Here is a 26,884-nt window from a genome sequence, read left to right as displayed (position 1 = left end):
CACACGGGCAAGGCCCGCACCCTCGACGGGGGTGCGGGCCTTGTTCGTTGGGGGTGCGGCGGAACCTAGTTGCGGATCAGGTTGCGCAGCACGTACTGCATGATGCCGCCGTTGCGGTAGTAGTCCGCCTCGCCGGGGGTGTCGATGCGGACGACCGCGTCGAACTCGACGCCCGTGTCGGTGGTGACCTTGACGGTGCGCGGGGTGGTGCCGTCGTTCAGGGCGGTCACGCCGGTGAAGGAGAAGGTCTCCTCGCCGGTCAGGCCGAGGGAGGCGGCGGTGGCGCCCTCCGGGAACTGGAGCGGCAGGACGCCCATGCCGATGAGGTTCGAGCGGTGGATGCGCTCGTACGACTCGGCGATGACGGCCTTGACGCCGAGCAGCGCGGTGCCCTTGGCGGCCCAGTCGCGGGACGAGCCCGAGCCGTACTCCTTGCCCGCCAGGATGACCAGCGGGGTGCCGGCGGCCTGGTAGTTCTGCGAGGCGTCGTAGATGAAGGAGACCGGGCCGTCGGCCTGGGTGAAGTCGCGGGTGAAGCCGCCCTCGGTGCCCGGCGCGATCTGGTTGCGCAGGCGGATGTTGGCGAAGGTGCCGCGGATCATGACCTCGTGGTTGCCACGGCGCGAGCCGTAGGAGTTGAAGTCACGGCGCTCGACGCCGTGCTCCGTGAGGTACTTGCCGGCCGGGGTGTCGGCCTTGATCGCGCCGGCCGGGGAGATGTGGTCGGTGGTGACCGAGTCGCCCAGCTTCGCGAGGACGCGGGCGCCCTCGATGTCGGAGACCGGGGTGGTCTCCATCGTCATGCCCTCGAAGTAGGGGGGCTTGCGCACGTAGGTGGACTCGGCGTCCCACTCGAAGGTGTTGCCGGTCGGGATGGGCAGCGACTGCCACTGCGCGTCACCCGCGAAGACGTCCTGGTAGGACTTGTTGAACATGTCTTCGCCGATGGCGTTGGCCACCACGTCGTTGACCTCGGCCTCGGTGGGCCAGATGTCCTTGAGGTAGACCGGGTTGCCCTCGGTGTCGGTGCCGATGGCCTCGGTCGTGATGTCGACCTTCATCGAACCGGCGATGGCGTACGCGACGACCAGCGGCGGGGACGCCAGGTAGTTCATCTTGACGTCGGGGTTGATCCGGCCCTCGAAGTTGCGGTTGCCGGAGAGCACCGAGGTGACCGCGAGGTCGTGGTCGTTGATCGCCTTCGAGATCTCCTCGTCCAGCGGACCGGAGTTGCCGATGCAGGTGGTGCAGCCGTACCCGACGAGGTTGAAGCCCATCTTGTCGAGGTACGGGGTGAGACCGGCCTTGTCGAAGTAGTCGGTGACGACCTTCGAGCCCGGCGCGAGGGTGGTCTTGACCCACGGCTTGCGGGTCAGGCCCTTGTCGACGGCCTTCTTCGCGACGAGGGCCGCGGCGACCATGACGTACGGGTTCGAGGTGTTGGTGCACGAGGTGATCGCGGCGACGGTCACGGCACCGTGGTCGATCTCGAACGAGGTGCCGTCGGCCAGGGTGACCTGGGTCGGGCGGCTCGGCACGCCGTTGGTGGTGGCCGGGGCGTCGGAGGCCGGGAAGGACTCCTTGCCCGCCTCGTCGTCGTCCTCGACGTAGTTGCGCACGTCCTGGCCGAAGCGCTCGGCGGCGTTGGCGAGCACGATGCGGTCCTGGGGGCGCTTCGGGCCGGCGATGGAGGGGACGACCGTGGAGAGGTCGAGCTCCAGCTTCTCGGAGAAGTCGGGCTCGGCGGCCGGGTCGAGCCAGAGGCCCTGCTCCTTGGCGTACGCCTCGACGAGCGCGACCTGCTGGGCGTCGCGGCCGGTCAGACGCAGGTACTTCAGCGTCTCGTCGTCGATCGGGAAGATCGCGGCGGTGGAGCCGAACTCCGGCGACATGTTGCCGATGGTGGCGCGGTTGGCGAGGCTCGTGGCCGCCACACCCTCGCCGTAGAACTCGACGAACTTGCCGACGACGCCGTGCTTGCGCAGCATCTCGGTGATCGTGAGCACGAGGTCGGTGGCGGTGGTGCCCGCGTTCAGCTCGCCCGTCAGCTTGAAGCCGACGACGCGCGGGATGAGCATCGAGACCGGCTGGCCCAGCATCGCGGCCTCGGCCTCGATGCCGCCGACGCCCCAGCCGAGCACGCCGAGGCCGTTGACCATGGTGGTGTGCGAGTCGGTGCCGACGAGGGTGTCGGGGTAGGCCTGGCCGCCCCGGACCATGACCGTGCGGGCGAGGTGCTCGATGTTGACCTGGTGGACGATGCCGGTGCCCGGCGGGACGACCTTGAAGTCGTCGAAGGCGGTCTGGCCCCAGCGCAGGAACTGGTAGCGCTCCTTGTTGCGGCCGTACTCCAGCTCCACGTTCTGTGCGAACGCGTCCTTGGTGCCGAACTTGTCGGCGATGACGGAGTGGTCGATGACCAGCTCGGCCGGGGAGAGCGGGTTGACCTTCGCCGGGTCGCCGCCCAGCTCCTTGACGGCCTCACGCATGGTGGCGAGGTCCACGACACAGGGCACACCGGTGAAGTCCTGCATGATCACGCGGGCCGGCGTGAACTGGATTTCCTCGCTGGGCTGGGCCTGGGAGTCCCAGTTGCCGAGCGACCGGATGTGGTCGGCGGTGATGTTCGCGCCGTCCTCGGTGCGGAGCAGGTTCTCCAGGAGAACCTTCAGGCTGTAAGGGAGGCGCGCGGAGCCCTCGACCTTGTCCAGCTTGAAGATCTCGTACGACTCGTCGCCCACGCGCAGCGTGCTGCGGGCGTCGAAGCTGTTCGCCGACACGACAGTCTCCTTCTTAGATGTGCGCGTTCCACCACAATCCTGCCGCCACGACGTGTTGTCGATTCGCTGAGGTAAGGCTAAGTTAGGTAACCCTTACCGAGCGTCGGCTGCGGTGCGCCTCGGTAGATATCTCGATGTCGAGATAACTCTAGTACATGGCCGCGGCTGGGTCATGCGCGGGCGGCCCCATCAGGCCGCACCGCGACCCGTCGGTCGCGGTGGCGCCGGCCGTGCCGCGCCGGCCGCGCCGGCCGTGCCACACCGGCCGCCGGCACGGACCGACCGCTGGCGCGGACCGGGCCGCGGTGGCGCGGGCCGCACCGCACCGACCGGTGGCGCGGACCGCGTGGCGCTCGACACGCTCACCTCCGGTCCCACTGTGCGGCCATCCGACACGCCCGGCACGCGGAGGACGGACGACCCGGACGGACCCGCTCCGTTTGCGGGCCCCGTACGGGGATCGCAGGATCGGAGTTGACGGGGCATCACCCCGACGGCCCAGCCCGGCGCGAGCGTCATCTCATATCTGAGATAACCTGCCCCCATGGCAGACGACTACCTCGTACGCATCGGCAAGCTCATCCGTGACGCCCGGCAGCACCGGGGCTGGACACAGACGCAGTTGGCCGAGGCTCTTGGCACCAGCCAGAGCGCCGTGAACCGCATCGAGCGCGGAAACCAGAACATCAGCCTTGAGATGATCGCGCGCATCGGCGAAGCGCTCGACAGTGAAATCGTCTCGCTCGGATACGCCGGCCCCATGCACCTGCGGGTGGTGGGCGGTCGCCGCCTCTCGGGCTCGATCGACGTCAAGACGAGCAAGAACGCCTGTGTCGCGCTGCTCTGCGGCTCGCTGCTCAACAAGGGCCGTACGGTGCTGCGCCGGGTGGCCCGCATCGAAGAGGTCTACCGGCTCCTCGAAGTCCTCAACTCCATCGGGGTGCGCACCCGTTGGATCAACGACGGCACCGATCTGGAGATCGTGCCGCCGGCCGTGCTCGACCTCGACGCGATGGACGCGGCGGCGGCCCGCCGGACCCGCTCCATCATCATGTTCCTCGGCCCGCTGCTGCACCGCATGGACCACTTCCGGCTGCCGTACGCCGGCGGCTGCGACCTCGGCACCCGCACCATCGAGCCCCACATGATCGCGCTGCGCCGGTTCGGCCTGGACATCACGGCCACCGAGGGCATCTACCACGCCGAGGTGGAGCGCACCGCGCCCGACCGTCCGATCGTGCTGACCGAGCGCGGCGACACCGTGACCGAGAACGCGCTGCTGGCCGCCGCCCGCAACGACGGCGTCACCGTCATCCGCAACGCCTCCTCCAACTACATGGTCCAGGACCTGTGCTTCTTCCTGGAGGCGCTGGGCGTACGGGTCGACGGCATCGGCACCACCACGCTGACCGTCCACGGCATGGCGGACATCGACGTGGACGTCGACTACTCCCCCTCCGAGGACCCGGTCGAGGCGATGAGCCTGCTGGCCGCCGCCGTCGTCACCGAGTCCGAGCTGACGATCCGCCGGGTGCCGGTGGAGTTCCTGGAGATCGAGCTCGCGGTCCTGGAGGAGATGGGCCTCGACCACGACCGCACCGCCGAGTACGCCGCCGACAACGGCCGCACCCGGCTGATCGACCTCACCGTGCGCCCCTCCAAGCTGGAGGCGCCCATCGACAAGATCCACCCGATGCCGTTCCCCGGCCTCAACATCGACAACGTGCCGTTCTTCGCGGCGATCGCGGCGTCGGCCCAGGGCCAGACGCTCATCCACGACTGGGTGTACGACAACCGCGCGATCTACCTCACCGACCTGAACCGCCTGGGCGGCCGCCTCCAGCTCCTGGACCCGCACCGGGTCCTGGTCGAGGGCCCCACCCGCTGGCGCGCCGCCGAAATGATGTGCCCCCCGGCCCTGCGCCCCGCGGTGGTGGTGCTGCTGGCGATGATGGCGGCCGAGGGCACGTCGGTGCTGCGCAACGTGTACGTGATCAACCGCGGGTACGAGGAGTTGGCGGAGCGGTTGAACTCGGTGGGCGCGCAGATCGAGATCTTCCGGGACATCTGAGACACGGGGGCCGCCGCACCGCGCCGCCTCCTGATCGGAGGTCGGCCCGGCCGCGACGGCCCCTGTGGAACCGCAGTCGCCGTCTAGCTGACGAGCTTCATGGAACCCCAGCTGCTGTGGGGCCGGGCGATGGCGCATCGCGCTACGCCGGACGCGAGTTGGCAGGTTGGTGACGACATGACGCGATGGTTCTCATTTGATCGCGGAACACACCAACGACCGAAAAGCCCCGTTCCCGCATTTCCACGCCGGTCAGCCAAAGGCGGATGCCACGCGTGACGGCATGAAGTTCGTGTGAGACATGACCTCGGAGTTTGAGCGCATTCTCCGATCGGCGACGGGCACATGCGTTACGGCGGGTGACTGGGACTCAATGGATATCGAATCGCGTGAGCAGCTGCTCCAGTCGGCCGGGCTGACAGTTCTCGATGCGGCCTGGTCAGGTGAGGCGCCGGAGCCGATGGAGGCGTGGCGCTTGATCATCGGTGGAGAGGTCACTCCCTCGGCCATCGTTGGCTTCCTCGACGGCTGTGCGCACCTGGACGAGGTGCAATCCCAGTGGGAGTCCTTCGCTGAAATGGTGGAGTCTTCGACGGCAGGGAAGAATTTCTCATCAGTGTCGCCGGGGCTGGCTCGGCGAATCATCCGTGGGCCCACGTCCGGCGCAACGTCGGGTTGAGTCTGACTCGCAGCCTTGCTCCTTCGGTCGGGGAGCCAGAGTTTGTGGCGATGTCCATGGACGGCCGCGTGGTTTGCGGCGTAACAACCGAAGAGTACGGCGTGTGGATTGTGTGCAAGGATTTCTCCTGAGCATCCCGGAGAACGTCTCACACCAGCGCTTCCGGCCGGTGCCCCCCCCTTACAACAGAAACCCCCCCGGAAACGGATCCGACGGGTTCAGGAAGTACTGGGCCGTGCCCGTGATCCAGGCGCGGCCGGTGACCGTCGGGATGACCGCGGGCAGGGCGCCCACGGTCGTTTCGGCCAGCAGGCGGCCGGTGAACTCCGTGCCGATGAAGGATTCGTTGGTGAAGTCCTGGTGGAGCGGGAGTTCGCCGCGGGCGTGGAGCTGGGCCATGCGGGCGGACGTGCCGGTGCCGCACGGTGAGCGGTCGAACCAGCCCGGGTGGATGGCCATCGCGTGGCGCGAGCGGGTCGCGTCCGAGCCGGGGGCGGCCAGATAGACGTGCTTGACGCCGGTGATCTCCGGGTTCTCGGGGTGCACGGGCGGCTCGGTCGCGTTGATCGCGTCCATGAGGGCCAGGCCCGCCGCGAGCAGCTCGTCCTTGCGCTCGCGGGCGAACGGCAGGCCCAGCGCGTCGAGTTCGGTGAAGGCGTAGAAGTTGCCCCCGTAGGCGAGGTCGTAGGTGACGGTGCCGAGGCCCGGCACCGTCACCTTGCGGTCCAGGGCCAGGCAGAACGCCGGGACGTTGGTCAGGGTGACCGAGCGGGCCTCGCCGTCCTCGACCCGTACGTCCACGCTCACCAGGCCCGCCGGAGTGTCGAGCCGTACGGTGGTGACCGGCTCGGTGACCGCCACCATGCCGGTCTCCACCAGTACCGTCGCCACCCCGATCGTGCCGTGGCCGCACATCGGGAGCAGTCCGGAGACCTCGATGAACAGCACGCCGTAGTCCGCGTCGGGCCGGGTGGGCGGCTGCAGGATCGCTCCGCTCATGGACGCGTGGCCGCGCGGCTCGTACATCAGGAGCGTACGGACGTGGTCGAGGTGCTCCTCGAAGTACCGCCGCCGCTCGGCCATGGTGGCGCCGGGTATGACGCCGAGCCCGCCGGTGACGACCCGGGTCGGCATGCCCTCGGTGTGCGAGTCGACCGCGTGGTAGACGTGTCGGGTCCGCATGGATTGGCCTTTCTGGCGGGCTGGTCGGGGGTAACGGGTACAGGGGCCGGGCCGGTTGGCGGTGTGGGGGCCGGCGCCGGTTAGCGGTGGCCCTCGGCGAGCGCCTTCTCGGTGGCGGCGCGCACCGCGGCGTCCTGCTCCGGGGTGAGGGGCTGGCGGGGCGGGCGGACGGGGCCACCGGGGCGGCCCGCCAGGTCCATGGAGAGCTTGATGGCCTGGATGAACTCGGTCTTGGAGTCCCAGCGCAGCAGGGGGTGCAGCGCACGGTACAGGGGGCGGGCGGTGGCGAGGTCGCCGCTGACGGCGGCGTGGTAGAGCTCGGCGCAGGCGACGGGCAGGGCGTTGGGGTAGCCGGAGATCCAGCCGACCGCCCCGGCCAGGGCCAGCTCCAGGAGGACGTCGTCCGCGCCCGCCAACAGGTCGAGCTCCGGGGCGAGTTCGGCAATCTCGTAGGCCCGGCGGACATCGCCGCTGAACTCCTTGACGGCGACGATGCTGCCGTCGGCGTGCAGCTGGGCGAGCAGCTCGGGGGTGAGGTCGACCTTGGTGTCGAACGGGTTGTTGTAGGCGACGACGGGCAGGCCGACCTTGGCGACCTCGGCGTAGTGGGCCCGTACCGAGCGGTCGTCGGCGCGGTAGGCGTTCGGGGGGAGCAGCAGGACGGAGCCGGCGCCCGCCTCCGCGGCCTGCTCCGCCCAGCGGCGGGACTCGGTGCTGCCGTAGGCGGCGACGCCCACCATGACCCGGTCGCCGTCGCCCGCCGCCTCGACGGCGGTGTGCACGACGCGGGCGCGCTCCTCGTCCGAGAGGGTCTGGTACTCGCCGAGCGAGCCGTTCGGCACGACGCCGTCGCTGCCGTTGTCGATCAGCCAGCGCACGTGCTGGGCGTAGGCGGTGAAGTCGACGGACAGGTCGGAGCGCAGGGGCAGTGCGGTCGCGACGAGGATGCCGTGCCAGGGGCGGAGGCGCTGGGGTGCTGCAGACGTCATGGTCGAACTCCCTAGTGTGGTGTGTGACATTTTACTGAAGTGCGGTGGGCGCCCACAAGAGCGCGGCCCCAACCATCCCAAGAGCGCGAACCCAACCATCTTGGGACAGGGGGGTTTTGAGCCCCGGAGTGGGTGCATGCGGCGAGCGCGCGCGTCCCGTCGGAGCCTTGTGTGCTGTGACATAGTAATGTGAAATTGCACTGAGCGCCCAGGGTGCGGTCGGCACCCGCCTCTCGTGCACCCCGGCGCCCCGCCCTTCCACTCGCCCCTTCCCCAGCCCGGGAGACCCGATGGCCGAGCGTCCCGCACGTCCCCACACCGGCAGCCACGACCTGCCCGTCAGTCCCGAACTCGCCGCGTTCATGAGCGGCGACTGGGCCCCGAGCCCGCTGCCCGAAGAAGCCCGGGTGCCCGGCTTCGACGTCACCCCGCACCGCCGCGCCCGGCTGTCCGCCCGCTTCCCCGGCGAACGCCTGATCGTGCCCGCGGGCGAACTGAAGGTGCGCTCCAACGACTGCGACCACCGGTTCCGTCCGCACAGCGCGTACGCATGGCTGACCGGCCTCACCGGCGAGGACCAGGTGGGCCACGTCCTGGTGATGGAGCCGTCCGGGTCCGGCCACGAGGCGGTCCTGCACGTGCGGCCCCGCTCGCCGCGGGCCGGCGGGGACGAGGAGTTCTACCGCGACCGGCGCTACGGCGAGTTCTGGGTGGGCCGGCGCCCCGACCTCGCCGAGACCGAACGCCTGACGGGCATCCGCTGCGCGCACGTCGACGCCCTGGGCGCGCTGCCACCGGGCCGCAACGCCGCGGACGACCGTGAACTGGCCGCCGTGCTCAGCGAGTTGAGACTCGTCAAGGACGCCTGGGAAGTGGCCCAGCTCCAGCTCGCCGTCGACCACACCGCGGCAGGCTTCGAGGACGTGGTGCGTATGCTGCCGCGCGCGCTGAGCCACACCCGGGGCGAGCGCGTGCTCGAAGGGGCCTTTGGGGCGCGGGCGCGCGCCGAGGGCAACGGCACCGGGTACGAGACGATCGCGGCGTCGGGGGCGCACGCCTGTGTGCTGCACTGGATCCGCAACGACGGGCCGCTCGATGCGCGTGACCTGCTCCTGCTCGACGCGGGCGTGGAGACCGACACCCTCTACACCGCCGACATCACCCGGACCCTGCCGCTGTCGGGCCGCTTCTCCCCCGTACAGCGCCAGGTGTACGAACTGGTCCTGGCGGCGCAGGACGCGGGCATCGCGGCGCTGCGGCCGGGTGCGGCCTTCCGCGACTTCCACCGGGCCGCGATGGCGGTGATCGCGGAGGGCCTCGCCGCATGGGGCGTCCTCAAGAGCCCGTCGGGCGAGCTGCACCGCCGCTACACCCTGTGCGGCAGCGGGCACATGCTCGGGCTCGACGTGCACGACTGCGCCAAGGCCCGCGCCGAGACATATCTGGACGGCGTCCTGGAGGCCGGCCAGGTCCTCACGGTGGAGCCCGGCCTCTACCTCCAGCCCGACGACGAGACCCTGCCACCCGAACTGCGCGGCATCGGCGTCCGCATCGAGGACGACCTGGTGATCACCGACTCCGGCGCCCGGCTGATGTCGGGCGCCCTTCCGCGGTCGGTGGCGGGCATCGAGCAGTGGATGGGCGAGCTGCTCGCCTGAGGGCCCGGTCGCCTGAGGGCCCGGTCTGGTGCGCGGTCAGTCCAGGACGGCGAATCCGTCCAGTTCGACCAGCGCCTCGCTGTCCCACAGCCGCACCACCCCGACCACCGCCATGGCCGGATAGTCACGGCCCGCCAACTCCCGCCAGATGGCGCCCAGTTCGCGGGCCCGCTCCCGGTAGTCCGCGACATCGGTCGCGTACACGGTGACCCGCGCCAGATCGCGCGGCGTGCCGCCCGCGGCGGTCAGCGCCGCGAGCAGGTTGGTCAGCGCGGTGCGGAACTGCTCGGGCAGCGTGGCGCCCACCACTGTGCCGTCGCCGTCGAGCGCGGTCTGCCCGGCGAGGAAGACCAGGCGCGAGCCGGTCGCGACGACGGCGTGGCTGAAGCCGCGGGCGGGCGACAGCGCGGCGGGGTTCACTCGGTCCAGGCTCACCGGTACAGCTCCTTCGCGATGATCGTGCGCTGCACTTCGCTCGCTCCCTCGTAGATGCGGGGCGCGCGGACGTCACGGTAGAGGTGTTCGAGCAGGTGGCCGCGTTGCAGCGCGCGGGCCCCGTGGAGCTGGACCGCCGCGTCGACGACGTACTGGGCCGTCTCGGTGGCCAGCAGCTTGGCCATCGCGGAGCCGCGGGCGATGCCCGCCTCGCCCCGGTCGTAGGCGCAGGCCGCCGCGTACACCAGGAGCCGGGCCGCCTCGGTGCGGGTCGCCATGTCGGCGACGCGGTGCGCCACGGCCTGGAGGTCCTTGAGGGGGCCGCCGAACGCGGTGCGCCGCGCGGTGTGGGCGAGCGTGGCGTCGAGTGCGGCCTGCGCCATGCCGACGGCGAACGCCCCGACGCTCGGCCGGAACAGGTTGAGCGTGTTCATCGCCACCCGGAAGCCGCCCTCGCGCTCACCCAGGACGTCGTCCGCGCCCACGGGGACGCCGTCGAAGTCGAGGCTGCCGATGGCGTGCGGGGAGAGCATGTCGAGGGGGGTTCCGGTGAGGCCGGGGCGGTCGGCGGGGACCAGGAAGGCCGTCACGCCGCGGGCGCCGGCGTCCTGCCCGGTGCGGGCGAAGACGGTGTAGAAGTCGGCTTCGGGGGCGTTGGAGATCCAGCACTTCTGCCCCGTCAGGCGCCAACCACCGTCGTCCTGAACGGCGTTGAGGGCGAGCGCCGCGGCGTCCGAGCCCGCGTCCGGCTCGCTGAGCGCGAAGGCCGCGACCGCGCGGCCCGAGGTCACCTCGGGCAGCCAGCGCTCGCGCTGCGCCGGGCTCCCGTACGCGGCGACCGGGTGCGCGCCGAGGCCCTGGAGCGCGAGCGCGGTCTCCGCCTCGGTGCACGCGTACGCCAGCGACTCGCGCATCAGGCACAGGTCGAGCGCGCCGGAGCCGAAGAGCCGGGCGAGCAGCCCGTGCTCACCGAGCGCCTCGACGAGTGGCCGGTTCACCCGGCCTGGCTCACCCTTGTCCGCAAGGGGGCGCAGCCGCGCCTCCGCCAGCTCCCGCAGTTCCCGGCACCAGTCCAGCTGGTCCGGCGCCAGCGCGAATCCGGGCATGGCCACCCCTTTCCCGTTCGGGTTCCGACGGTCCCACTCGGCTCCGACACTCGGCTCCGACGGCAGGACAGGAACGCTTTATCGCGGACTGTTGACTGCCGTCATCCAAACGATACGCTCCAGAGGCGACAAGGGGGCGATCCCGTATGGAGCTGAAGACCTCAGCGCACGCCGACACCTTTCCCCGCGACCACCTGCCGCCCGCCGAGGCGTGGCCGCACCTGCTCCTCGGACCGCCGGGTCCGCACTACCCCGAGCGGCTCAACTGCGGCGCCGAGCTCCTGGACGGCACCATCGAGCGCCACGGCCCCGACCGGCCCGTCTTCCGCACCGGCGACGGCGAGGTCTGGACGTACCGGGAGCTGCGCGACCGGGTCGACCGGATCGCGCACGTCCTGACCGGCGAGCTCGGCGTGGTGCCCGGCAACCGGGTCCTGCTGCGCGGGCCGACCACGCCGTGGCTCGCGGCCTGCTGGCTCGCGGTGATGAAGGCGGGCGCGGTCGCCGTGACGGTCCTGGCCCAGCAGCGCGCCCACGAACTGGGCGTCATGTGCTCCATCGCGCGGATCAGCCACGCGCTGTGCGACGCCCGTGTCCTGGACGCCCTTCAGGCAGCAGAGGCGCCGGGGCTGCGCATCACCGCGTACGGGGGCGACGGGCCCCGCGACCTGCTGAACCTGGTCAAGCAGGCTCCCGCCGAGCCGTTCCGGGCCGTGGACACCTCGGCCGACGACGTCGCCCTGATCGCCTTCACCTCGGGCACCACCGGGCGCCCCAAGGGGTGCATGCACTTCCACCGCGATGTGCTGGCCATCGCCGACACCTTCGCCGAGCACATCCTGAAGCCCACGCCCGACGACCTCTTCGCGGGCAGCCCGCCGCTCGGCTTCACCTTCGGGCTCGGCGGTCTCGTCATCTTTCCGCTGCGGGCCGGCGCCTCGGCACTGCTGCTCGAACAGGCCGGGCCCCGGCAGCTGCTGCCCGCGCTCGCCGAGCACCGCGTCTCGGTCCTGTTCACCGCGCCGACCGCCTACCGCGCGATGCTGGACGACCTCGACGGGCACGACCTCGGCGCCCTGCGGCGCTGCGTGTCGGCCGGCGAGAACCTCCCGGCGGCGACCTGGCACGCCTGGCAGGAGCGCACCGGGCTGCGCATCATCAACGGGATCGGCGCCACCGAACTGCTGCACATCTTCATCTCGGCCGCGGACGAGAACATCCGCCCCGGCACCACCGGCCGGCCCGTGCCCGGCTGGCAGGCGTGCGTCGTGGACGAGCGGGGGCGGCCCCTGCCGGACGGCGAACCCGGGTTGCTCGCGGTGCGCGGCCCCGTCGGCTGCCGCTACCTCGCCGACGAACGCCAGCGCGTCTACGTGCGCGACGGCTGGAACGTCACCGGGGACACCTACGTCCGGGAGAGCGACGGCTGCTTCCGCTACGTGGCCCGCGCCGACGACATGATCATTTCTGCCGGGTTCAACATCGCGGGGCCCGAGGTCGAGGACGCGCTGCTGCGCCATCCCGACGTCACGGAGGCCGCGGTCGTGGGCCGCCCCGACGAACGCCGCGGCCATGTCGTCGTCGCGTACTGCGTGCTGCGGCCGGGCGTGACCCGCGACGAGGAGACGGTGACCCGGCTGCGCGACTTCGTGAAGGCCGAACTCGTCCCCTACAAGTGTCCGCGCGACATCGTCTTCCTCGACGCCCTCCCGCGCACACCCACCGGCAAGCTCCAGCGCTTCCGGCTGCGGGAACTAGAGTGATCGCGTGGCCGAGCAGCACACCCCCCGATCCCTGATCGTCACCCTGTACGGCGCCTACGGGCGCGAGACCGCCGGCTCGCTGGCGGTCGCCGAACTGATCCGGCTCCTCGCGGCCGTCGGCGTCGACGCCCCGTCGGTACGCTCCTCGGTGTCCCGGCTCAAACGGCGCGGGCTCCTCGAAGCGCGGCCCACCGCCGCGGGCGCGGCGGGCTACGCCCTCTCGCCCGACGCGCGCCAGCTCCTGGACGACGGCGACCGGCGCATCTACGCCCACCCCGCCCCCCAGGGCGAGGACGGCTGGGTGCTCGCGGTGTTCTCCGTCCCGGAGTCGGAGCGCAGCAAGCGTCACCTGCTGCGCTCCCGCCTGGCCGGGCTCGGCTTCGGCACCGCGGCGCCCGGGGTGTGGCTCGCTCCCGCACGGCTGTACGACGAGACCCGGCACACCCTGGAACGCCTCCAACTCGCCCCGTACGTCGACCTGTTCCGGGGCGAGCACCTCGGATTCGCACCCACCGCCGAGGCCGTCGCCCGCTGGTGGGACCTGCCCGCCATCGCCAAGCTGCACGAGGACTTCCTCGACCGCCACGAACCGGTGCTGCGCGCCTGGGAGTCGCGCGGCGGCGCTGGGGGTGGCGGGGGTGCTGGGGGTGCTGGGGGCTTCGGCGGTACCGGTGCCGGGGACGGGGGCGGTGCTGAGGGCGACGGGGACGGTGGTGGCTCTGCCGGCGCTGGTGGCGATGGCGGTGCCGGGGGCCACGGGGATGCCGGTGGCCGTGCGGGTGCTGCCTATCGGGACTATCTGCTCGCCCTCGACTCCTGGCGCCGCCTCCCCTACGCCGACCCCGGACTGCCCGCCGAACTCCTGCCGCGCGACTGGCCCGGCGGGCGCTCCGCCGAGGTGTTCGGCAGGCTGCACGCGATGCTGCGGGACGCCGGGGCCCCCTTCGTGCGGGATGCGCTGCCCGGCCGGGGCTCCCGGCCGCCTCGTACGATGACGAGGTGACGGAGCAGACGAGACGCCCCCGCCGGGGGCAGGGGGAGCTGGAGGCACGGGTCCTCGCGGCGTTGCGGGAGGCGCGGGGTCCGGTGACCGCGGGGTGGGTGCAGGAGTGGCTCGGGGAGCCGCTCGCGTACACGACCGTCGTGACGATCCTGACCCGCCTGCACGCCAAGCAGGCCGTGGCCCGGGAACGCGCGGGCCGCTCCTTCGTGTGGACCCCGGCCGACGGGGCCGGGCTCGCGGCCCGCCGGATGCGCAAGGTGCTCGACGCCGAGACGGACCGGGGCGCGGTCCTCGCCAGCTTCGTCACCGACCTCTCGCCGGACGACGAGCAGCTGCTGCGCCAACTGCTGGGTGGGGACGGTGAGTTCAGCGGCGTCGGCAGCCTCGATCGTGCCGGACGTGTCGACGGCGCCGACCGTGCCGGAGGGGCCGGGGGCTCCGAAAGCTCCGGGGACTCCGAGGCCTCCGGCGCGGTCGGGGACGTGGAGAGCTGATCCGGTGGGTGTGTTCGTCGTTCTGCCCCTCGTCCTTCCGCTGACCGCCTGGCCGATCGCCCGGCTCGCCGGGCCCCGGCTGCATCCGCGCACCGCGACCCGGGTGCTCTCCCTGGTGGGCGGGGTGCTCGCGCTGTGCAGCACGGTGTGCCTCCTCCTCTTGATGGTGGCCGGAACGGCGCGGTTGCCCGGCAACCCGCTGCCGGACGCCTGGGCCGACCCGGAGGTCCGCGCGGTGGTCCCCTACGACGAGGCCGTCGGCCACGCGGCCCTCGTCGTCCTGGTCGCCGTCGCCCTCGCCTGCGGCCAACTCCTGTGGCGGCACTGGCGGTTGCGCGCGCGGGCCGCCCGAGCTCTGGCCGGTGTCGCACCGGGCCGGCACGCGGTACTGCCGGACGCCCGGCCGTACGCCTACGCCCTACCGGGCGGGGCGCGCCGGGGGTGGGGTGGGGGTGGGTGCGCGCAGCACTGCGAGCGCGGGTGCGGGCACGGGGCTGTGTGCGAGCACGAGCCTGAGCGCGGGCACGGGTCTGAGCGCGGGCACGGGTCTGAGCGCGGGGCTGTGTGCAAGCACGGGCCTGAGCGCGGACGCGGACGCGGGCGGGGACGCGGGTTCCGGGTACGCGGCTGCCGGGGACGCGGCCGGGTGGTGGTGTCCAGCGGGATGCTGGACCTGCTCGACGCCCGCGAGCGCCAAGCCCTCTTCGCCCACGAGGAATCACACCTGACGAGCCGCCACCACGGGTATCTGATGGTGACGGGACTCGCCGCGCGCGCCAACCCCTTTCTGCTGCCCCTGCGTTCGGCCGTGGCCTACACCGTCGAGCGCTGGGCCGACGAGGACGCGGCCCGGGTGGTCGGTGACCGCGGCGTGGTGGCGCGCGCCATCGGCAAGGCGGCTCTCGCCGGGGGCCCCGGTCGCTCCGGCCTCCCGGCCCTGCCCGCCTTCGCGGCGCGAACGCCCCGGCTGGGGCGGGCCGGAACCTGGGCGTCGGTCCGCTTGGCGTCGCCCGGCCCGGTGCCGCGCCGGGTGGCGGCGCTGCTCCGGCCGGCTCAGCCCGCCCGCGTCTGGCCGCCCGCAGGCACGGCGGCGGGTCTCGCCCTGTGGACCGCCACCGCGGGGGCGGCTGCCTCCGCCCTGTCGTCGATGAACGCCACCTTCGTCCTGGTCACCGTCCTGCGGGGGGCGGCCACGGGGTTGTGAGGCGCGGGATGCCCCTGGCTGGGCGGCGCCCGGCTTGCACCGTGAGACTCCGGTGCGTCAGCAGGGCGCGGCGGGGGCTCGGCAGGGGGCGGGCGGGTTACAGGTCGAACTCCACGGGCGGCAGGCCCAGCGCATAGCAGGCCTCGCGGACCACAGCCTGTTCCGTCTTGTCGAAGTCGCCGTCCGCGCCGCCGATGACGATGCCTATCTGGATGACGGCACGTGCCTCGGCCGGCTTCTTCTTCGCCTTGGCGACCTCCTGCAACAGGCCGACCTTGCCGAAGTCGAAGTCGGCCGTCAGCTTGTCGAGCCCCTCGTCGAAGCGGCGCTGGAGGTCGGCCGCCGGGAAGTTCTGCAACACCTCGTTGGAGGCGATGAGTTGGGCGACTCGGCGTCGCTCGGACGGGTCGATGGTGCCGTCCGCGGCGGCGACCAGGGCGCACATGGCCATGCTGGCATCGCGGAAGGCGCCGCTCTTCAGGTCGTTCTTCTTGGCCACGAGCTGCGTCTGCATCGTCGTGGCGGATTCCTTGAGGCGGTCCCAGAGGGCCATGGTGCTTCTCCATGCATGTCGTCGAACTTCTACAGCAATGTAGAAACTGACGGGCCTCGTGAATGGTTCCCGTACGCGCGAAGCTGCTTCACGGGACCGTTCGAAGCGGGTGCACCGGCCGGTTCGGCGTCAGTTCAGGCTGAGCCTCGGCCGCGGTGCGTCCGTACGACCGGTCGGCGGGGTGCGGCTGCCCGCGCGGTAGGGCAGCGGCCAGTCCGCGCCGGCGCCCGTGTAGCCCTGCTCGGCCGCGGCGTGCAGGGTCCAATGGGGGTCGTACAGGTGCGGCCGGGCCAGGGCGCACAGGTCGGCGCGGCCCGCCAGGAGCAGCGAGTTGACGTCGTCCCAGGACGAGATGGCGCCCACCGCGACGACGGGGACGCCCAGCGCGTTGCGGATCCGGTCGGCGTACGGGGTCTGGTAGGAGCGGCCGAACTCGGGGCGCTCCTCGGGGACGACCTGGCCGGTGGAAACGTCGATGGCGTCGGCGCCGTGCGCGGCGAAGGCGCGGGCGATCTCGACGGCGTCCTCGGCGCTGGTGCCGCCCTCGGCCCAGTCCGTCGCGGAGATGCGGACCGTCATCGGCCGGTCGTCCGGCCACACCTCCCGTACCGCGTCGAAGACTTCGAGCGGGTAACGCAGCCGTCCCGCGAGGGAACCGCCGTAGGCGTCCGTCCGTTGGTTGGTGAGAGGGGAGAGGAAACCGGACAGCAAGTAACCGTGGGCGCAGTGCAGTTCGAGGAGGTCGAAGCCGCAGTCGGCGGCCCGGCGGGCGGCGTCCGTGAACTGCTCGCGGATCGCGGCGAGCCCCGCGCGGTCCAGCGCGCGCGGCACCTGGTTGACGCCGGCCCGGTACGGGAGCGGGGAGGCGGCGGCGAGGGGCCAGTTGCCGGTGTCGAGCGGCTGGTCCATGCCCTCCCACATCAGCCGGGTCGAGCCCTTGCGCCCGGAGTGGCCGAGCTGGACGCCGAGTGCGGTGCCGGGCGCCTGCTGGTGCACGAAGTCGGTGATCCGCCGCCAGGCGGTGGCCTGTTCCGGGGTGTAGAGGCCGGCGCAGCCCGGGGTGATGCGGCCCTCGGCGCTCACGCACACCATCTCGGTCATGACCAGACCCGCGCCGCCCAGGGCGCGGGCGCCGAGGTGGACGAGGTGGAAGTCGCCGGGGACGCCGTCGACGGCGGAGTACATGTCCATGGGCGAGACGACCACGCGGTTCTTCAGTTGCAGGCCGCGCAGACGGAAGGGGGTGAACATGGGCGGCGTGCCGGGCGGGCAGCCGAAGTCGCCCTCCACGGTGTCGGTGAAGCCGGGGTCGCGCAGCTTGAGGTTGTCGTGGGTGACCCGGCGGCTGCGGGTGAGGAGGTTGAAGGCGAACTGCCGTGCGGGCTGGTCGAGATACTGGGCCAGTTCCTCGAACCAGCGCAGACTGGCCGCCGCCGCGCGCTGGGTGGACTCGACGACGGGCCGCCGCTCGCTCTCGTAGGCGGCGAGCGCGGCCGGCAGGTCGGGCTGCTCCTCGATGCAGACGGCCAGGGCCAGGGCGTCCTCGACGGCGAGCTTGGTGCCGGAGCCGATGGAGAAGTGCGCGGTGTGCGCCGCGTCGCCGAGCAGCACCGTATTGCCGTACGACCAGCGCTGGTTGACGACGGTGCGGAAGGCGGTCCACGAGGATTTGTTGCCGCGCAGCGGACGGCCGCCCAGGGCGTCGGTGAAGATTTTGGCGCAGGCCTCGGCGGATGCCTGCTCGTCCAGCGTGTCGAATCCGGCGGCCGCCCACACCTCTTCGCGCATCTCGACGATGACCGTGGAGGACGTGGCGGAGTAGGGGTAGCCGTGCAGCTGCATCACGCCGTGCGCGGTCTCGGCGATCTCGAAACGGAAGGCGTCGAAGGCGAAGTCGGCGGCGAGCCAGATGTAGCGGCAGCGGTGGGTGGTGACGCGGGGCGCGAAGTGGGCGGCGTGCGCCTCGCGGGTGAGGCTGTGCACACCGTCCGCGGCCACCACCAGGTCGTAGTCGGCGGCGAGTTCAACCGCCGGTGGCGCCTGCGCGCGAAAGCGCAGCTCGACGCCGAGCGCCTGGCAGCGCTCGTGCAGGATCTCCAGGAGCCTGCGCCGCCCGAGCGCGGCGAAGCCGTGTCCGCCGGAGGTGAGGATGCGGCCCCGGTGCACGATGTCGATGTCGTCCCAGCGCACGAACTCGTCGCGCAGCGCCTGGTGGACGACGGGGTCCGCCTCCTCGATCCCGCCGAGGGTCTCGTCGGAGAGCACCACGCCGAAGCCGAACGTGTCGTCGGGGGCATTGCGCTCCCACAGCGTGATCGCGCGGGCCGGGTCGAGCCGCTTGAGCAGGGCGGCCGCGTAGAGCCCGGCCGGTCCGCCGCCGATCACGGCGATCCGCAGGGGCGAGCGCCCCTCGCCGGGGGCCGGCATCGCTAGCGCCCCTGCCACTTGGGGGGCCGCTTCTCGGTGAAGGCGGCGTGGAACTCGGCGTAGTCCTCGCCGTTCATCAGCAGGGCCTGGGTGGCGGCGTCCAGTTCGACGGAGGCCGCGAGCGGCATGTCGAGCTCCGAGGTGAGCAGCGCCTTGGTCTGCGCGTAGGCGAGGGCGGGGCCGTCGGCGAGGTGGCGGGCGAGTTCGGCGGCGCGTTCATCGGCGCGCCCCTCCTGTGTCAACTCGCTGAGCAGGCCGATGCGTTCGGCCTCGGGGGCGCGTACGGGCTCGCCGAGCATGAGCAGGCGGGTGGCGTGGCCGAGGCCGACGACGCGGGGCAGCAGATAGGCCGCGCCCATGTCGCCGCCCGACAGGCCCACTTTGGTGAAGAGGAAGGCGAAGCGCGCGGTGGGGTCGGCGATGCGGAAGTCGGCGGCCAGGGCCAGCACCGCGCCCGCCCCGGCGGCGACGCCGTGCAGGGCGGCGATCACCGGGAAGGGGCACTCGCGGATCGCGCGGACGACCTGGCCGGTCATGCGGTTGAAGTCGAGGAGCTCGGCGGTGTTCATCGCGAGCGTCGCGCCGATGATGTCGTCGACGTCCCCGCCCGAGCAGAAGCCGCGCCCTTCCCCCGCCAGCACCAGGGCGCGCACCGAGCGCTCGCGGGACAGCTCGGCGAGCAGGTCGCGCAGGTCGGCGTACGCGCCGAAGGTCAGGGCGTTCAGCTTCTCGGGCCGGGCGAGCGTCACGGTCGCCACGCCGTCGGCCACCGAAAGCCGCAGATGGCGCCACTGCTCGGTGGGTCGTGCGGAGCTGAGAAAGGGGCTCATCCGGGCGGCCTCCTTGGGGGCGGCACACGCCGCCACTGCTTGTGCTGCCTGCCCGACGAAGGTATCACTCATACGTGACTGTCGTCACGAGCACGCGATAAGCAAAGAGGGCGCACCAGAGGCCCAAGGTCCCGCGCGGCCGTGTCCCAGGGCCTTTCACCCCTGGACGGGGGCCTCTACGGGAGCCGACCGCCGAGTTCGTAGGCTGGGTGGCAGGACGATCCCCGCATCTGACGATCCCCGCACCGCGGGCGCCCCTCTCCGTCGGGCGCCCATCGGTGTCCCGCAGCCAGGACGCTCCCCGCACCCCGAACGGACCCGCCCTCTTGCCCGAAGCCCCAGGCCCCGTCCCCAACCCTGGCCCCGGTACCGGTACCGGTACCGGGAGCGATGTCGGCGCCGGTACCGATTCCGGCCCCGGCGGTCGCGATCCCCGGCCCGGCCCCGGCCTCGACTCCGACCCCCACCCCGACCGTTCCAGCGCCGCTACGCCCACCGCGTGGCGCATCCCGCTCCCCCACACGGCGGCCGCCGTACCGATAGCGCGCGCCCTGGTGCGTACGGCGCTCGCGGACATCGACGCGCCCGCCGACAGCGACACGGCTGAGTTGCTGACCGCGGAGCTGGTCGCCAACGCGGTCGAGCACACGACGGGCGAGGCACCGATCGAGCTGGTGGTGGAGCTGCTGGCTTCGGGCTGTCAGGTCGAGGTCCACGACGGCTCGCGGCTGCCCCCGGGCGACCTCATGGCGCCCGGCGCGCACACGCCCCCGGATCCCTGGCAGGAACACGGCCGGGGCCTGCTGCTCATCCGCACCCTGAGCTCGGCCTGCGGACACCGCCCCACCGCGCACGGCAAGGCGGTCTGGTTCACCCTGCGGAGCCGAGAGGGCTGAGCGAGCGCGGCGGCCGGGGCGGCGCCGACCAGGCGCCTGCGGCTGCGCCGGGCCTACGCGGTCCTGGATCCCAGCGTGGCGACCATGACCGCCTTGATGGTGTGCAGCCGGTTCTCCGCCTCGTCGAAGACGACCGAGTGCGGCGACTCGAAGACCTCGTCGCTGACCTCCAGCTCGGTCAGCCCGTACCGCGCGTGGATGTCCCGGCCGACCTGGGTGGCGAGGTCGTGGAAGGCGGGCAGGCAGTGCAGGAACTTGACGGCGTGGTTGCCGGTGGCGCGCAGCACGTCCATGGTGACCGCGTACGGGGCGAGCGCCTTGATGCGCTCGTCCCAGACCTCCTGGGGTTCGCCCATCGAGACCCACACGTCGGTGGCGACGAAGTCCGCACCGGCCACGCCCTCCTCGACGGACTCGGTCAGGGTGATGCGCGCCCCGCTCGCCTCCGCCGCCTCGCGCGCCTGCGCCACGATCTCCTCGGCCGGCCAGTACGCCCGCGGCGCGACGATCCGTACGTCCATGCCGAGCAGCGCGCCGGTGACCAGGTAGGAGTTGCCCATGTTGAAGCGGGCGTCCCCCAGATAGGCGAAGACGACCTCGCCGAGCGGCTTGTCGGTGTGCTCGGTGACGGTGAGGACGTCGGCCAGCATCTGGGTGGGGTGCCAGTCGTCGGTCAGACCGTTGTAGACCGGCACCCCGGAGTGCGCGGCGAGGGTCTCCACCGTCTCCTGCGCGTCGCCCCTGAACTCGATCGCGTCGAACATCCGGCCCAGCACCCGGGCGGTGTCGCGCGCGGACTCCTTCTTGCCGATGTGCGAGCCCGCCGGGTCGATGTACGTCGTGGACGCCCCCTGGTCGGCGGCGGCCACCTCGAAGGAGCAGCGGGTGCGGGTCGACGGCTTCTCGAAGATCAGCGCGATGTTGCGCCCGCTCAGCCGCCGCACCTCGGTGCCCGCCTTCTTGGCGGCCTTCAGTTCGGCGGCGAGCGCGACCAGTCCGAGGAACTCCTCGGCCGTGAAGTCCAGCTCCTTGAGGAAGTGGCGGCCTGCGAGGTCTATCGCCATGGTGGCTGCTCCTGGGACGGGTAGGGGGCGACGGGCGGCATCGACCGGGCGGCCGGTCGACGCTGGAATACTATACGTTAGAGCGCATCACTATACGGCTATACGGCATCCCGTTCGACGGGGCAGCTCATGCAGCGCGGACCTCCCCTTCCCCGGCCCAGCTCGTTGCCCCGGATCTCGATGACCTCGATGCCCTCCTTGCGCAGATGGGTGTTGGTGGTCACATTGCGCTCGTAGGCGACGACCACGCCCGGCTCGACGGCGAGCACGTTGCAGCCGTCGTCCCACTGCTCACGCTCCGCCGAGTGCACGTCCTGCGTCGCCGTGAGCACGCGGATCCGGTCCAGGCCGAGGGCCGCCGCGATTGCGCGGTGCATGTGCTCCGGCGGATGGTCGGTGACCTTGAGCTCCTGCTCGCCGGCGCCGGGCTCGATCGTGTACGAGCGCAGCATGCCGAGGCCCGCGTACTGAGTGAAGGTTTCTCCGTCGACCATCGTCATCACCGTGTCCAGGTGCATGAACGCCCGCCGCTTCGGCATGTCCAGGGCCACGATGGTGCGCGCCGAGCCCGCCGCGAACAGGCCGCGCGCCAGCATCTCCACGGCCTGCGGGGTGGTCCGCTCGCTCATGCCGATCAGCACCGCGCCGTTCCCGATCACCAGGACGTCGCCGCCCTCGATGGTGGACGGATAGTCGCTCTGCCCCTGCGACCAGATGTTGAACGGACCCGCCTGCGGGCCCCTGAACAGCGGATGGTGATGGTAGATCGCCTCGAAGTGCACGGTCTCGCGCTGGCGGGCCGGCCAGCGCATGGCGTTGATGGAGACACCGTCGTAGATCCAGGCCGAGGTGTCGCGGGTGAACAGGTGGTTGGGGAGCGGGCCGAGCAGGAAGTCGTCCAGGTCCATCGCGTGGAAGCGCACCGACGTGGGCTCCGCGTGCCCCGCGAGGAACTCCCGCTTGGTCATCCCGCCGACCAGCGCCTCGGCCAGCTCGGCGGCGGGCAGCTCCTCGAACACCTCACGCAGATGCCCGGTGGCCAGCGGCCCGTACTCCTTCTCGTCGAAGACCCGGTCGAGCACCAGCGCCCGGGCCGCCGGGATCTCCAGCGACTCGCGCAGCAGATCACCGAAGAGATGCACCTCCACCCCCCGGTCGCGGAGCACGTCCGCGAAACCGTCGTGCTCCTGTCTGGCCCGGCGCACCCACAGCACGTCGTCGAAGAGCAGCGCGTCCTTGTTGCTGGGCGTGAGCCGCTTCAGCTCCAGATCCGGCCGGTGGAGTATCACGCGGCGCAGCCGCCCTGTCTCGGAATCGACATGGAATCCCATGCCCTCATCCTGTCCCGCGACGGCCCCGCTCACCCGGTGAACCCGGCCGCCGCGCGCCTCGACGTGTCGGGGGGCGCGGCGCCGGGGCGGCCGGGGCGGCAGCGGCGCTCGGCAACACACCGACCCGCTCCGGTTCCGGCCCGGCCGCCCCGGTCACACCCGCGGGTCGACGGACGCCGGGCCGGGGCCCCGGCTCACAGCCGGGGGTCGACCGGCTCCGACTCCAGGGCGAGCACGGCGAACACCGCCTCGTGCACCCGCCACAGCGGCTCGCCGTCGGCCAGCCGGGCCAGCGCCTCCAGGCCGAGCGCGTACTCGCGCAGGGCGAGCGAACGCTTGTGGCCGAGGGACCGCTGCCGCAGCCGTTCGAGCTGGTCCGGGCGGGTGTACTCCGGACCGTAGATGATCCGCAGGTACTCCCGGCCGCGCACCTTGATGCCCGGCTGCACGAGCCGGCCCGCGCCGTCGCGGGCCATCGCCTGGAGCGGCTTGACGACCATGCCCTCGCCGCCCGCGCCGGTCAGCTCCAGCCACCACTCCACACCGGCCCGCACCGACGCCTCGTCAGCGGTGTCGACGACGAGCCGCCGGGTCACCTGGAGCAGCCCCGTCGGGTCGTGCTCGGCGAGCCGGTCGAGCCAGGCCAGCTGTTCGTCGTGCGGGACCGCGGCCAGGCTGCGGCCCTGTGCGGCCAGGATCTGGAACGGCGCGATCCGCACCCCCTCCAGTCCGTCCGTCGTCCAGCAGTAGCGCCGGTAGGCGTCGGTGAACGCGGCCGCGTCGGCGGCCCGCTCGCGCTGCCGCGCCAGCAGGTCCGCGGTCTCGACCCCGCGCGCCGTGGCCGCGTCGAGCGCCCGCAGGGCAGCCGGGAACGCGGCCCCGGACGCCGCTCCCACCGCGGCGTACTGCGAGCGCAGCAGACCCGACGCCTTCAGCGACCACGGCATCAGCTCGGCGTCCAACAGGAGCCAGTCCGTGCCGAGTTCGTCCCACAGCCCCGCCGCGGTCACGGACTGCCGCAGCCGTTCGAGGATCTCCTCGGTGACGGTCGCGTCGTCGAAGAACGGCCGCCCGGTGCGGGTGTGCAGGGCCCCCGTCGCGCCCCGAGCCCCGAACCGCTCGCCGGCCACCGCCGCGTCGCGGCACAGCAGCACCACCGCGCGCGAGCCCATGTGCTTCTCCTCGCACACGACCTTCGCGACACCGTCCTTGCGGTACTGGGCGAACGCCTCGGCCGGGTGCTCCAGATAGCCGTCCACGGTGGAGGTCGCGGTCGGCGCCATGGTCGGGGGCAGGTGGGCGAGGAGCCTCGGGTCGACGGCGAACCGGCTCATGACCTCCAGGGCCGCCGCCGCGTTCTCCTCGCGCACCGCGACATTGCCGAGGAACCGGGTCTCCACGACCCGCCGCCCGTGCACGTCGGCGAGGTCGAGCGGACGGCCTTCATGCCCGCCCGGCGCCTCGGTGACCAGCGGCTTGGCCGGCTCGTACCAGACCCGCTCGGCCGGCACGTCGACGAGCTCGCGCTCCGGCCAGCGCAGCGCCGTCATCCTGCCGCCGAACACGGCACCGGTGTCCAGGCAGATGGTGTTGTTGATCCACGAGGTGTTCGGCACGGGAGTGTGCCCGTAGACGACCGCCGCGCGTCCGCGGTAGTCCTCGGCCCACGGGTAGCGCACCGGGAGCCCGAACTCGTCGGTCTCCCCCGTCGTGTCCCCGTACAGCGCGTGCGAACGGACCCGCCCCGAGGTGCGCCCGTGGTACTTCTCGGGCAGCCCCGCGTGACAGACGACGAGCCGCCCGCCGTCGAGCACATAGTGGCTGACGAGCCCGTCGATGAACTCCCTGACCTGCTCCCTGAAGCCGTCGTCCTCCTTCTCCAACTGCTCGATGGTCTCGGCGAGACCATGGGTGTGCTGGACGTTCCGTCCCTTCAGGTAACGCCCGAGCTTGTTCTCATGGTTCCCGGGCACGCACAGAGCGTTACCGCTCGCGACCATGCCCATCACGCGGCGCAGCACACCGGGGCTGTCGGGCCCGCGGTCGACGAGGTCCCCGACGAAGACCGCGGTGCGGCCCTGCGGGTGGACGCCGTCCTCGTAACCCAGTGCGGCGAGCAGGGTCTCCAGTTCGGACCGGCAGCCGTGGACGTCCCCGATGATGTCGAAGGGGCCGGTGAGGTGGGTGAGGTCGTTGTAGCGCCGCTCGATCACTATCTCGGCGCTCTCCACCTCCGCGACGCTGCGCAGCACATGCACCTTGCGGAAGCCTTCACGCTCCAACCCCTTGAGCGAGCGCCGCAGTTCACGCCGGTGCCGGCCGATCACATGGCGCGGCATCCCGGCCCGGTCCGGCCGCTGTGCGTTGCGCTCGGCACAGACGTCCTCCGGCAGGTCGAGGACGATCGCGATCGGCAGCACGTCGTGCTCGCGCGCCAGCCTGATCAGCTGCTTGCGGCCCTCGGGCTGCACGTTGGTGGCGTCGATCACGGTCAGCCGCCCGGCGGCGAGCCGCTTCCCGGCGATGTAGTGGAGCACGTCGAACGCGTCCCCGCTGGCGCCCTGGTCGTTCTCGTCGTCGGCCACCAGCCCCCGGCAGAAGTCCGAGGAGATGACCTCGGTCGCCTTGAAGTGCCGCCGGGCGAAGGTCGACTTGCCCGACCCGGTGGCGCCGACGAGGACGACGAGGGAGAGGTCGGTGATGGCCAGGGGGGTGCGGGAGGTGCGGGGGGTGGGTGTGGTGGATGGATTGGGTGTGGTGGACGTAGTGGACGTGGCGGATGGGATGGGCGTTGCGGATGTGGTGGGCGTGGTGGCGCCGGGGGAAGTGCTCATGCTGCCGTCGCCTCCTTCGGCTCCGTGGCGGTGGTGGGGGTCGTGGTCGCGGTGGTGCTCGGCACAGCGGGCGTGGTTCGTGCGGTGGATGTCGCGGCCGGCCTGGTCGGGGCGGTGGGGGCGGCCGGAGCGGTCAGGGTGAACACCGCCATTTGTGTGGGCGGCCCCACCTCCGGGTCGTCCGGGCCGACCGGCACGAACGTCACGCCGTAGCCGTGCCGCTCGGCCACGGTGCGCGCCCAGTCCCGGAACTCCGCGCGGTTCCATTCGAACCGGTGGTCCCGATGGCGCACGTGCCCGGCCGGAAGGCTTTCCCAGCGGACGTTGTACTCGACGTTCGGCGTCGTCACGAGCACGGTGCGCGGCCGGGCCGAGCCGAACACGGAGTACTCCAGGGCCGGCAGCCTCGGCAGGTCGAGGTGCTCGATGACCTCACTGAGCACCGCCGCGTCATACCCCTTGAGCCTTTTGTCCGTGTACGCGAGAGAGCCCTGCATCAGGGTCACGCGGGCCGCCTGACGTTCCGTCATACGGTCGAGCCGCAGCCTGCGGGCAGCAACGGCCAGCGCGCGCATCGAGACATCGACGCCGACGACCTCGGTGAAGCGCACGTCCTTGAGGAGCTCCTGCACCAACTGGCCCTGGCCACAGCCGAGGTCGAGCACCCGCTGCGCGCGGGCCGCCTCCAGGGCTGCGAGGACCGCGGCCCGTCGCCGCTCGGCCAGCGGCACCGGCTTGTCGGCCGTGTCACTGCTCTCGTCGACGGCGTTGTCGACCTCTTCGACGTCCAGCCCCTCGGACTCCGCGAGCCGTACCAGTTCGAGCCGCTCCATCGCCTGCCGGGCCAGACTCCAGCGCCGGGACAGATAACGGCTGGTGATCAGCTTCTGCTCGGGGTGGCCGGCCAGCCAGCCGTCACCGGCCCGCAGCAGCTTGTCGACCTCGTCGGGCGCGACCCAGTAGTGCTTGGCGTCGTCGAGCACCGGCAGCAGCACGTACAACTGCCGCAGGGCGTCGGCGAGTCGGACCTCGCCCTCCAGAACGAGCCGCACATAGCGCGACTCGCCCCACTCGGGGAACCGTTCGTCCAGCGCGATCGGCTCCGCGCTCACCGAGTCCCAGCCGAGGGGCCCGAACAGCTGGTGCACCAGCTGCGCACCGCCCCGGGCGGGCAGCGCCGGCACCTCGATCCGCAGCGGAAGCGGCTCCTCCGCACGCTCCGGAAGCGCGGCGCACACCCCGCGCAGGGCACTCTTGAAGACGCTGGACAGCGCCACGGACATCAGCGAGGAGGCCGCGTACGGGCGGTCGTTGACGTACTGCGCGAGCGCCGCGTCGGGCGCGCCACCCCGGCCCTTGCCCTGACCCCGCCGCACGAGCGCGACGGGATCCACCTCCAGAAGCAGCGCGGCGGTGCAGCGCTCGGCGGTCGCCTCGGGGTAGAAGACGTGCGCCGTGCCGTGGGAGGTGGAGAAGCGTTGCGCCTTGTCGGGGTGCTTGTGCAGCAGAAATCCGAGATCGGTCGCAGGGGCTTCCGGGGTGCCGGTGGTGGTGATTGTCAGGAACACGTTGCGAGTATTGCCTG

Annotated in this window: 20 protein-coding genes; 8 read left to right on the top strand and 12 right to left on the bottom strand. The window is 71.9% G+C overall.

The window, feature by feature from the left end; genetic code table 11:
- Window positions 1-65: 65 nt before the first annotated feature.
- The gene (gene acnA / locus ACGF3I_RS11380; RefSeq protein WP_393130539.1) at window positions 66-2,780 is read right to left on the bottom strand and encodes an aconitate hydratase AcnA; all 2,715 of its coding nucleotides are present in this window, start codon (window positions 2,778-2,780) and stop codon (window positions 66-68) included.
- A gap of 544 nt (window positions 2,781-3,324) precedes the next feature.
- Between acnA and ACGF3I_RS11375 the strand changes: the two genes are divergently transcribed.
- The gene (locus ACGF3I_RS11375) at window positions 3,325-4,851 is read left to right on the top strand and encodes a helix-turn-helix domain-containing protein (protein ID WP_393130536.1); all 1,527 of its coding nucleotides are present in this window, start codon (window positions 3,325-3,327) and stop codon (window positions 4,849-4,851) included.
- Between the two features lie 373 nt (window positions 4,852-5,224).
- The gene (locus ACGF3I_RS11370) at window positions 5,225-5,530 is read left to right on the top strand and encodes a hypothetical protein (protein WP_393130534.1); all 306 of its coding nucleotides are present in this window, start codon (window positions 5,225-5,227) and stop codon (window positions 5,528-5,530) included.
- A 180-nt stretch (window positions 5,531-5,710) separates the two neighbouring features.
- On the opposite strand, the gene ACGF3I_RS11365 is transcribed toward ACGF3I_RS11370, so the two are convergent.
- A complete protein-coding gene (locus tag ACGF3I_RS11365; RefSeq protein ID WP_393130532.1) occupies window positions 5,711-6,712 on the bottom strand; it encodes a proline racemase family protein in 1,002 nt (333 codons plus the stop codon).
- A gap of 80 nt (window positions 6,713-6,792) precedes the next feature.
- Window positions 6,793-7,701, bottom strand: coding sequence for a dihydrodipicolinate synthase family protein (locus tag ACGF3I_RS11360; RefSeq protein WP_393130530.1), 909 nt, complete (start codon window positions 7,699-7,701; stop codon window positions 6,793-6,795).
- Window positions 7,702-7,991: 290 nt separating this feature from the next.
- On the opposite strand from ACGF3I_RS11360, the gene ACGF3I_RS11355 reads away from it, so the two are divergent.
- Window positions 7,992-9,359 carry an aminopeptidase P family protein gene (locus ACGF3I_RS11355; protein ID WP_393130528.1) on the top strand — a complete coding sequence of 456 codons (1,368 nt, stop codon included), beginning with the start codon at window positions 7,992-7,994 and terminating at the stop codon, window positions 9,357-9,359.
- Window positions 9,360-9,395: 36 nt separating this feature from the next.
- Here ACGF3I_RS11355 and ACGF3I_RS11350 read toward each other — a convergent pair whose 3' ends face one another.
- Window positions 9,396-9,794: a RidA family protein gene (locus tag ACGF3I_RS11350; protein ID WP_393130526.1), complete on the bottom strand. Its 399-nt coding sequence runs from the start codon at window positions 9,792-9,794 to the stop codon at window positions 9,396-9,398.
- Window positions 9,791-10,900 carry an acyl-CoA dehydrogenase family protein gene (locus tag ACGF3I_RS11345; protein ID WP_393130524.1) on the bottom strand — a complete coding sequence of 370 codons (1,110 nt, stop codon included), beginning with the start codon at window positions 10,898-10,900 and terminating at the stop codon, window positions 9,791-9,793. The genes ACGF3I_RS11350 and ACGF3I_RS11345 overlap by 4 nt, the downstream gene beginning before the upstream one ends.
- Before the next feature lie 146 nt (window positions 10,901-11,046).
- Between ACGF3I_RS11345 and ACGF3I_RS11340 the strand changes: the two genes are divergently transcribed.
- From ACGF3I_RS11340 to ACGF3I_RS11325, 4 genes are read left to right on the top strand one after another with little or no spacing between them, the layout of a single operon-like run.
- Window positions 11,047-12,663, top strand: a complete 1,617-nt coding sequence (locus ACGF3I_RS11340) for an AMP-binding protein (protein ID WP_393130522.1) — start codon at window positions 11,047-11,049, stop codon at window positions 12,661-12,663.
- A 4-nt stretch (window positions 12,664-12,667) separates the two neighbouring features.
- Window positions 12,668-13,666 (top strand): PaaX family transcriptional regulator C-terminal domain-containing protein, encoded by a 999-nt coding sequence (locus tag ACGF3I_RS11335; protein ID WP_393130520.1) that lies wholly within the window; start codon window positions 12,668-12,670, stop codon window positions 13,664-13,666.
- A complete protein-coding gene (locus ACGF3I_RS11330; RefSeq protein ID WP_393130518.1) occupies window positions 13,663-14,160 on the top strand; it encodes a BlaI/MecI/CopY family transcriptional regulator in 498 nt (165 codons plus the stop codon). The genes ACGF3I_RS11335 and ACGF3I_RS11330 overlap by 4 nt, the downstream gene beginning before the upstream one ends.
- 4 nt (window positions 14,161-14,164) lie before the next feature.
- Window positions 14,165-15,364, top strand: coding sequence for a M56 family metallopeptidase (locus tag ACGF3I_RS11325; protein ID WP_393130516.1), 1,200 nt, complete (start codon window positions 14,165-14,167; stop codon window positions 15,362-15,364).
- A 97-nt stretch (window positions 15,365-15,461) separates the two neighbouring features.
- Here ACGF3I_RS11325 and ACGF3I_RS11320 read toward each other — a convergent pair whose 3' ends face one another.
- From ACGF3I_RS11320 to ACGF3I_RS11310, 3 genes are all read right to left on the bottom strand, one after another.
- On the bottom strand, window positions 15,462-15,917 hold the full coding sequence (locus ACGF3I_RS11320) for a tellurite resistance TerB family protein (RefSeq protein ID WP_393130514.1): 456 nt from the start codon (window positions 15,915-15,917) through the stop codon (window positions 15,462-15,464).
- A 129-nt stretch (window positions 15,918-16,046) separates the two neighbouring features.
- Window positions 16,047-18,344, bottom strand: a complete 2,298-nt coding sequence (locus ACGF3I_RS11315; RefSeq protein ID WP_393130512.1) for a bifunctional salicylyl-CoA 5-hydroxylase/oxidoreductase — start codon at window positions 18,342-18,344, stop codon at window positions 16,047-16,049.
- Window positions 18,345-18,346: 2 nt separating this feature from the next.
- Window positions 18,347-19,174, bottom strand: a complete 828-nt coding sequence (locus tag ACGF3I_RS11310; RefSeq protein WP_393130510.1) for an enoyl-CoA hydratase family protein — start codon at window positions 19,172-19,174, stop codon at window positions 18,347-18,349.
- Between the two features lie 506 nt (window positions 19,175-19,680).
- On the opposite strand from ACGF3I_RS11310, the gene ACGF3I_RS11305 reads away from it, so the two are divergent.
- Complete coding sequence (locus ACGF3I_RS11305; protein WP_393130624.1) at window positions 19,681-20,070, top strand: ATP-binding protein; 390 nt, start codon at window positions 19,681-19,683, stop codon at window positions 20,068-20,070.
- 53 nt (window positions 20,071-20,123) lie between these two features.
- Here the strand turns inward: ACGF3I_RS11305 and argF are convergent, their stop codons facing one another.
- The 4 genes from argF to ACGF3I_RS11285 form a co-directional block, all read right to left on the bottom strand.
- Window positions 20,124-21,134, bottom strand: a complete 1,011-nt coding sequence (argF, locus tag ACGF3I_RS11300; protein WP_393130508.1) for an ornithine carbamoyltransferase — start codon at window positions 21,132-21,134, stop codon at window positions 20,124-20,126.
- Window positions 21,135-21,232: 98 nt separating this feature from the next.
- A complete protein-coding gene (locus ACGF3I_RS11295; RefSeq protein WP_393130506.1) occupies window positions 21,233-22,465 on the bottom strand; it encodes an arginine deiminase in 1,233 nt (410 codons plus the stop codon).
- Window positions 22,466-22,659: 194 nt separating this feature from the next.
- Window positions 22,660-25,299, bottom strand: coding sequence for a polynucleotide kinase-phosphatase (locus ACGF3I_RS11290; RefSeq protein ID WP_393130504.1), 2,640 nt, complete (start codon window positions 25,297-25,299; stop codon window positions 22,660-22,662).
- A complete protein-coding gene (locus ACGF3I_RS11285; RefSeq protein ID WP_393130502.1) occupies window positions 25,296-26,867 on the bottom strand; it encodes a 3' terminal RNA ribose 2'-O-methyltransferase Hen1 in 1,572 nt (523 codons plus the stop codon). Before ACGF3I_RS11285 ends, ACGF3I_RS11290 begins: the two co-directional genes overlap by 4 nt.
- Between the last annotated feature and the right edge of the window lie 17 nt (window positions 26,868-26,884).

It is taken from the genome of Streptomyces sp. NPDC048111 (assembly GCF_043202815.1).
Lineage (GTDB): Bacteria > Actinomycetota > Actinomycetes > Streptomycetales > Streptomycetaceae > Streptomyces.
The sequence above is the reverse complement of the archived record's forward strand: the minus strand, read 5'-3'. Positions and strand labels throughout refer to the sequence as shown.

Coding starts and splice junctions, on each gene's coding strand:
- ACGF3I_RS11375 (WP_393130536.1), top strand. CDS start 3,325: ATGGCAGACGACTACCTCGTACGCATCGGCAAGCTCATCCGTGACGCC.
- ACGF3I_RS11370 (WP_393130534.1), top strand. CDS start 5,225: ATGGATATCGAATCGCGTGAGCAGCTGCTCCAGTCGGCCGGGCTGACA.
- ACGF3I_RS11365 (WP_393130532.1), bottom strand. CDS start 6,712: ATGCGGACCCGACACGTCTACCACGCGGTCGACTCGCACACCGAGGGC.
- ACGF3I_RS11360 (WP_393130530.1), bottom strand. CDS start 7,701: ATGACGTCTGCAGCACCCCAGCGCCTCCGCCCCTGGCACGGCATCCTC.
- ACGF3I_RS11355 (WP_393130528.1), top strand. CDS start 7,992: ATGGCCGAGCGTCCCGCACGTCCCCACACCGGCAGCCACGACCTGCCC.
- ACGF3I_RS11345 (WP_393130524.1), bottom strand. CDS start 10,900: ATGCCCGGATTCGCGCTGGCGCCGGACCAGCTGGACTGGTGCCGGGAA.
- ACGF3I_RS11340 (WP_393130522.1), top strand. CDS start 11,047: ATGGAGCTGAAGACCTCAGCGCACGCCGACACCTTTCCCCGCGACCAC.
- ACGF3I_RS11320 (WP_393130514.1), bottom strand. CDS start 15,917: ATGGCCCTCTGGGACCGCCTCAAGGAATCCGCCACGACGATGCAGACG.
- ACGF3I_RS11315 (WP_393130512.1), bottom strand. CDS start 18,344: ATGCCGGCCCCCGGCGAGGGGCGCTCGCCCCTGCGGATCGCCGTGATC.
- ACGF3I_RS11310 (WP_393130510.1), bottom strand. CDS start 19,174: ATGAGCCCCTTTCTCAGCTCCGCACGACCCACCGAGCAGTGGCGCCAT.
- argF (WP_393130508.1), bottom strand. CDS start 21,134: ATGGCGATAGACCTCGCAGGCCGCCACTTCCTCAAGGAGCTGGACTTC.
- ACGF3I_RS11295 (WP_393130506.1), bottom strand. CDS start 22,465: ATGGGATTCCATGTCGATTCCGAGACAGGGCGGCTGCGCCGCGTGATA.
- ACGF3I_RS11290 (WP_393130504.1), bottom strand. CDS start 25,299: ATGAGCACTTCCCCCGGCGCCACCACGCCCACCACATCCGCAACGCCC.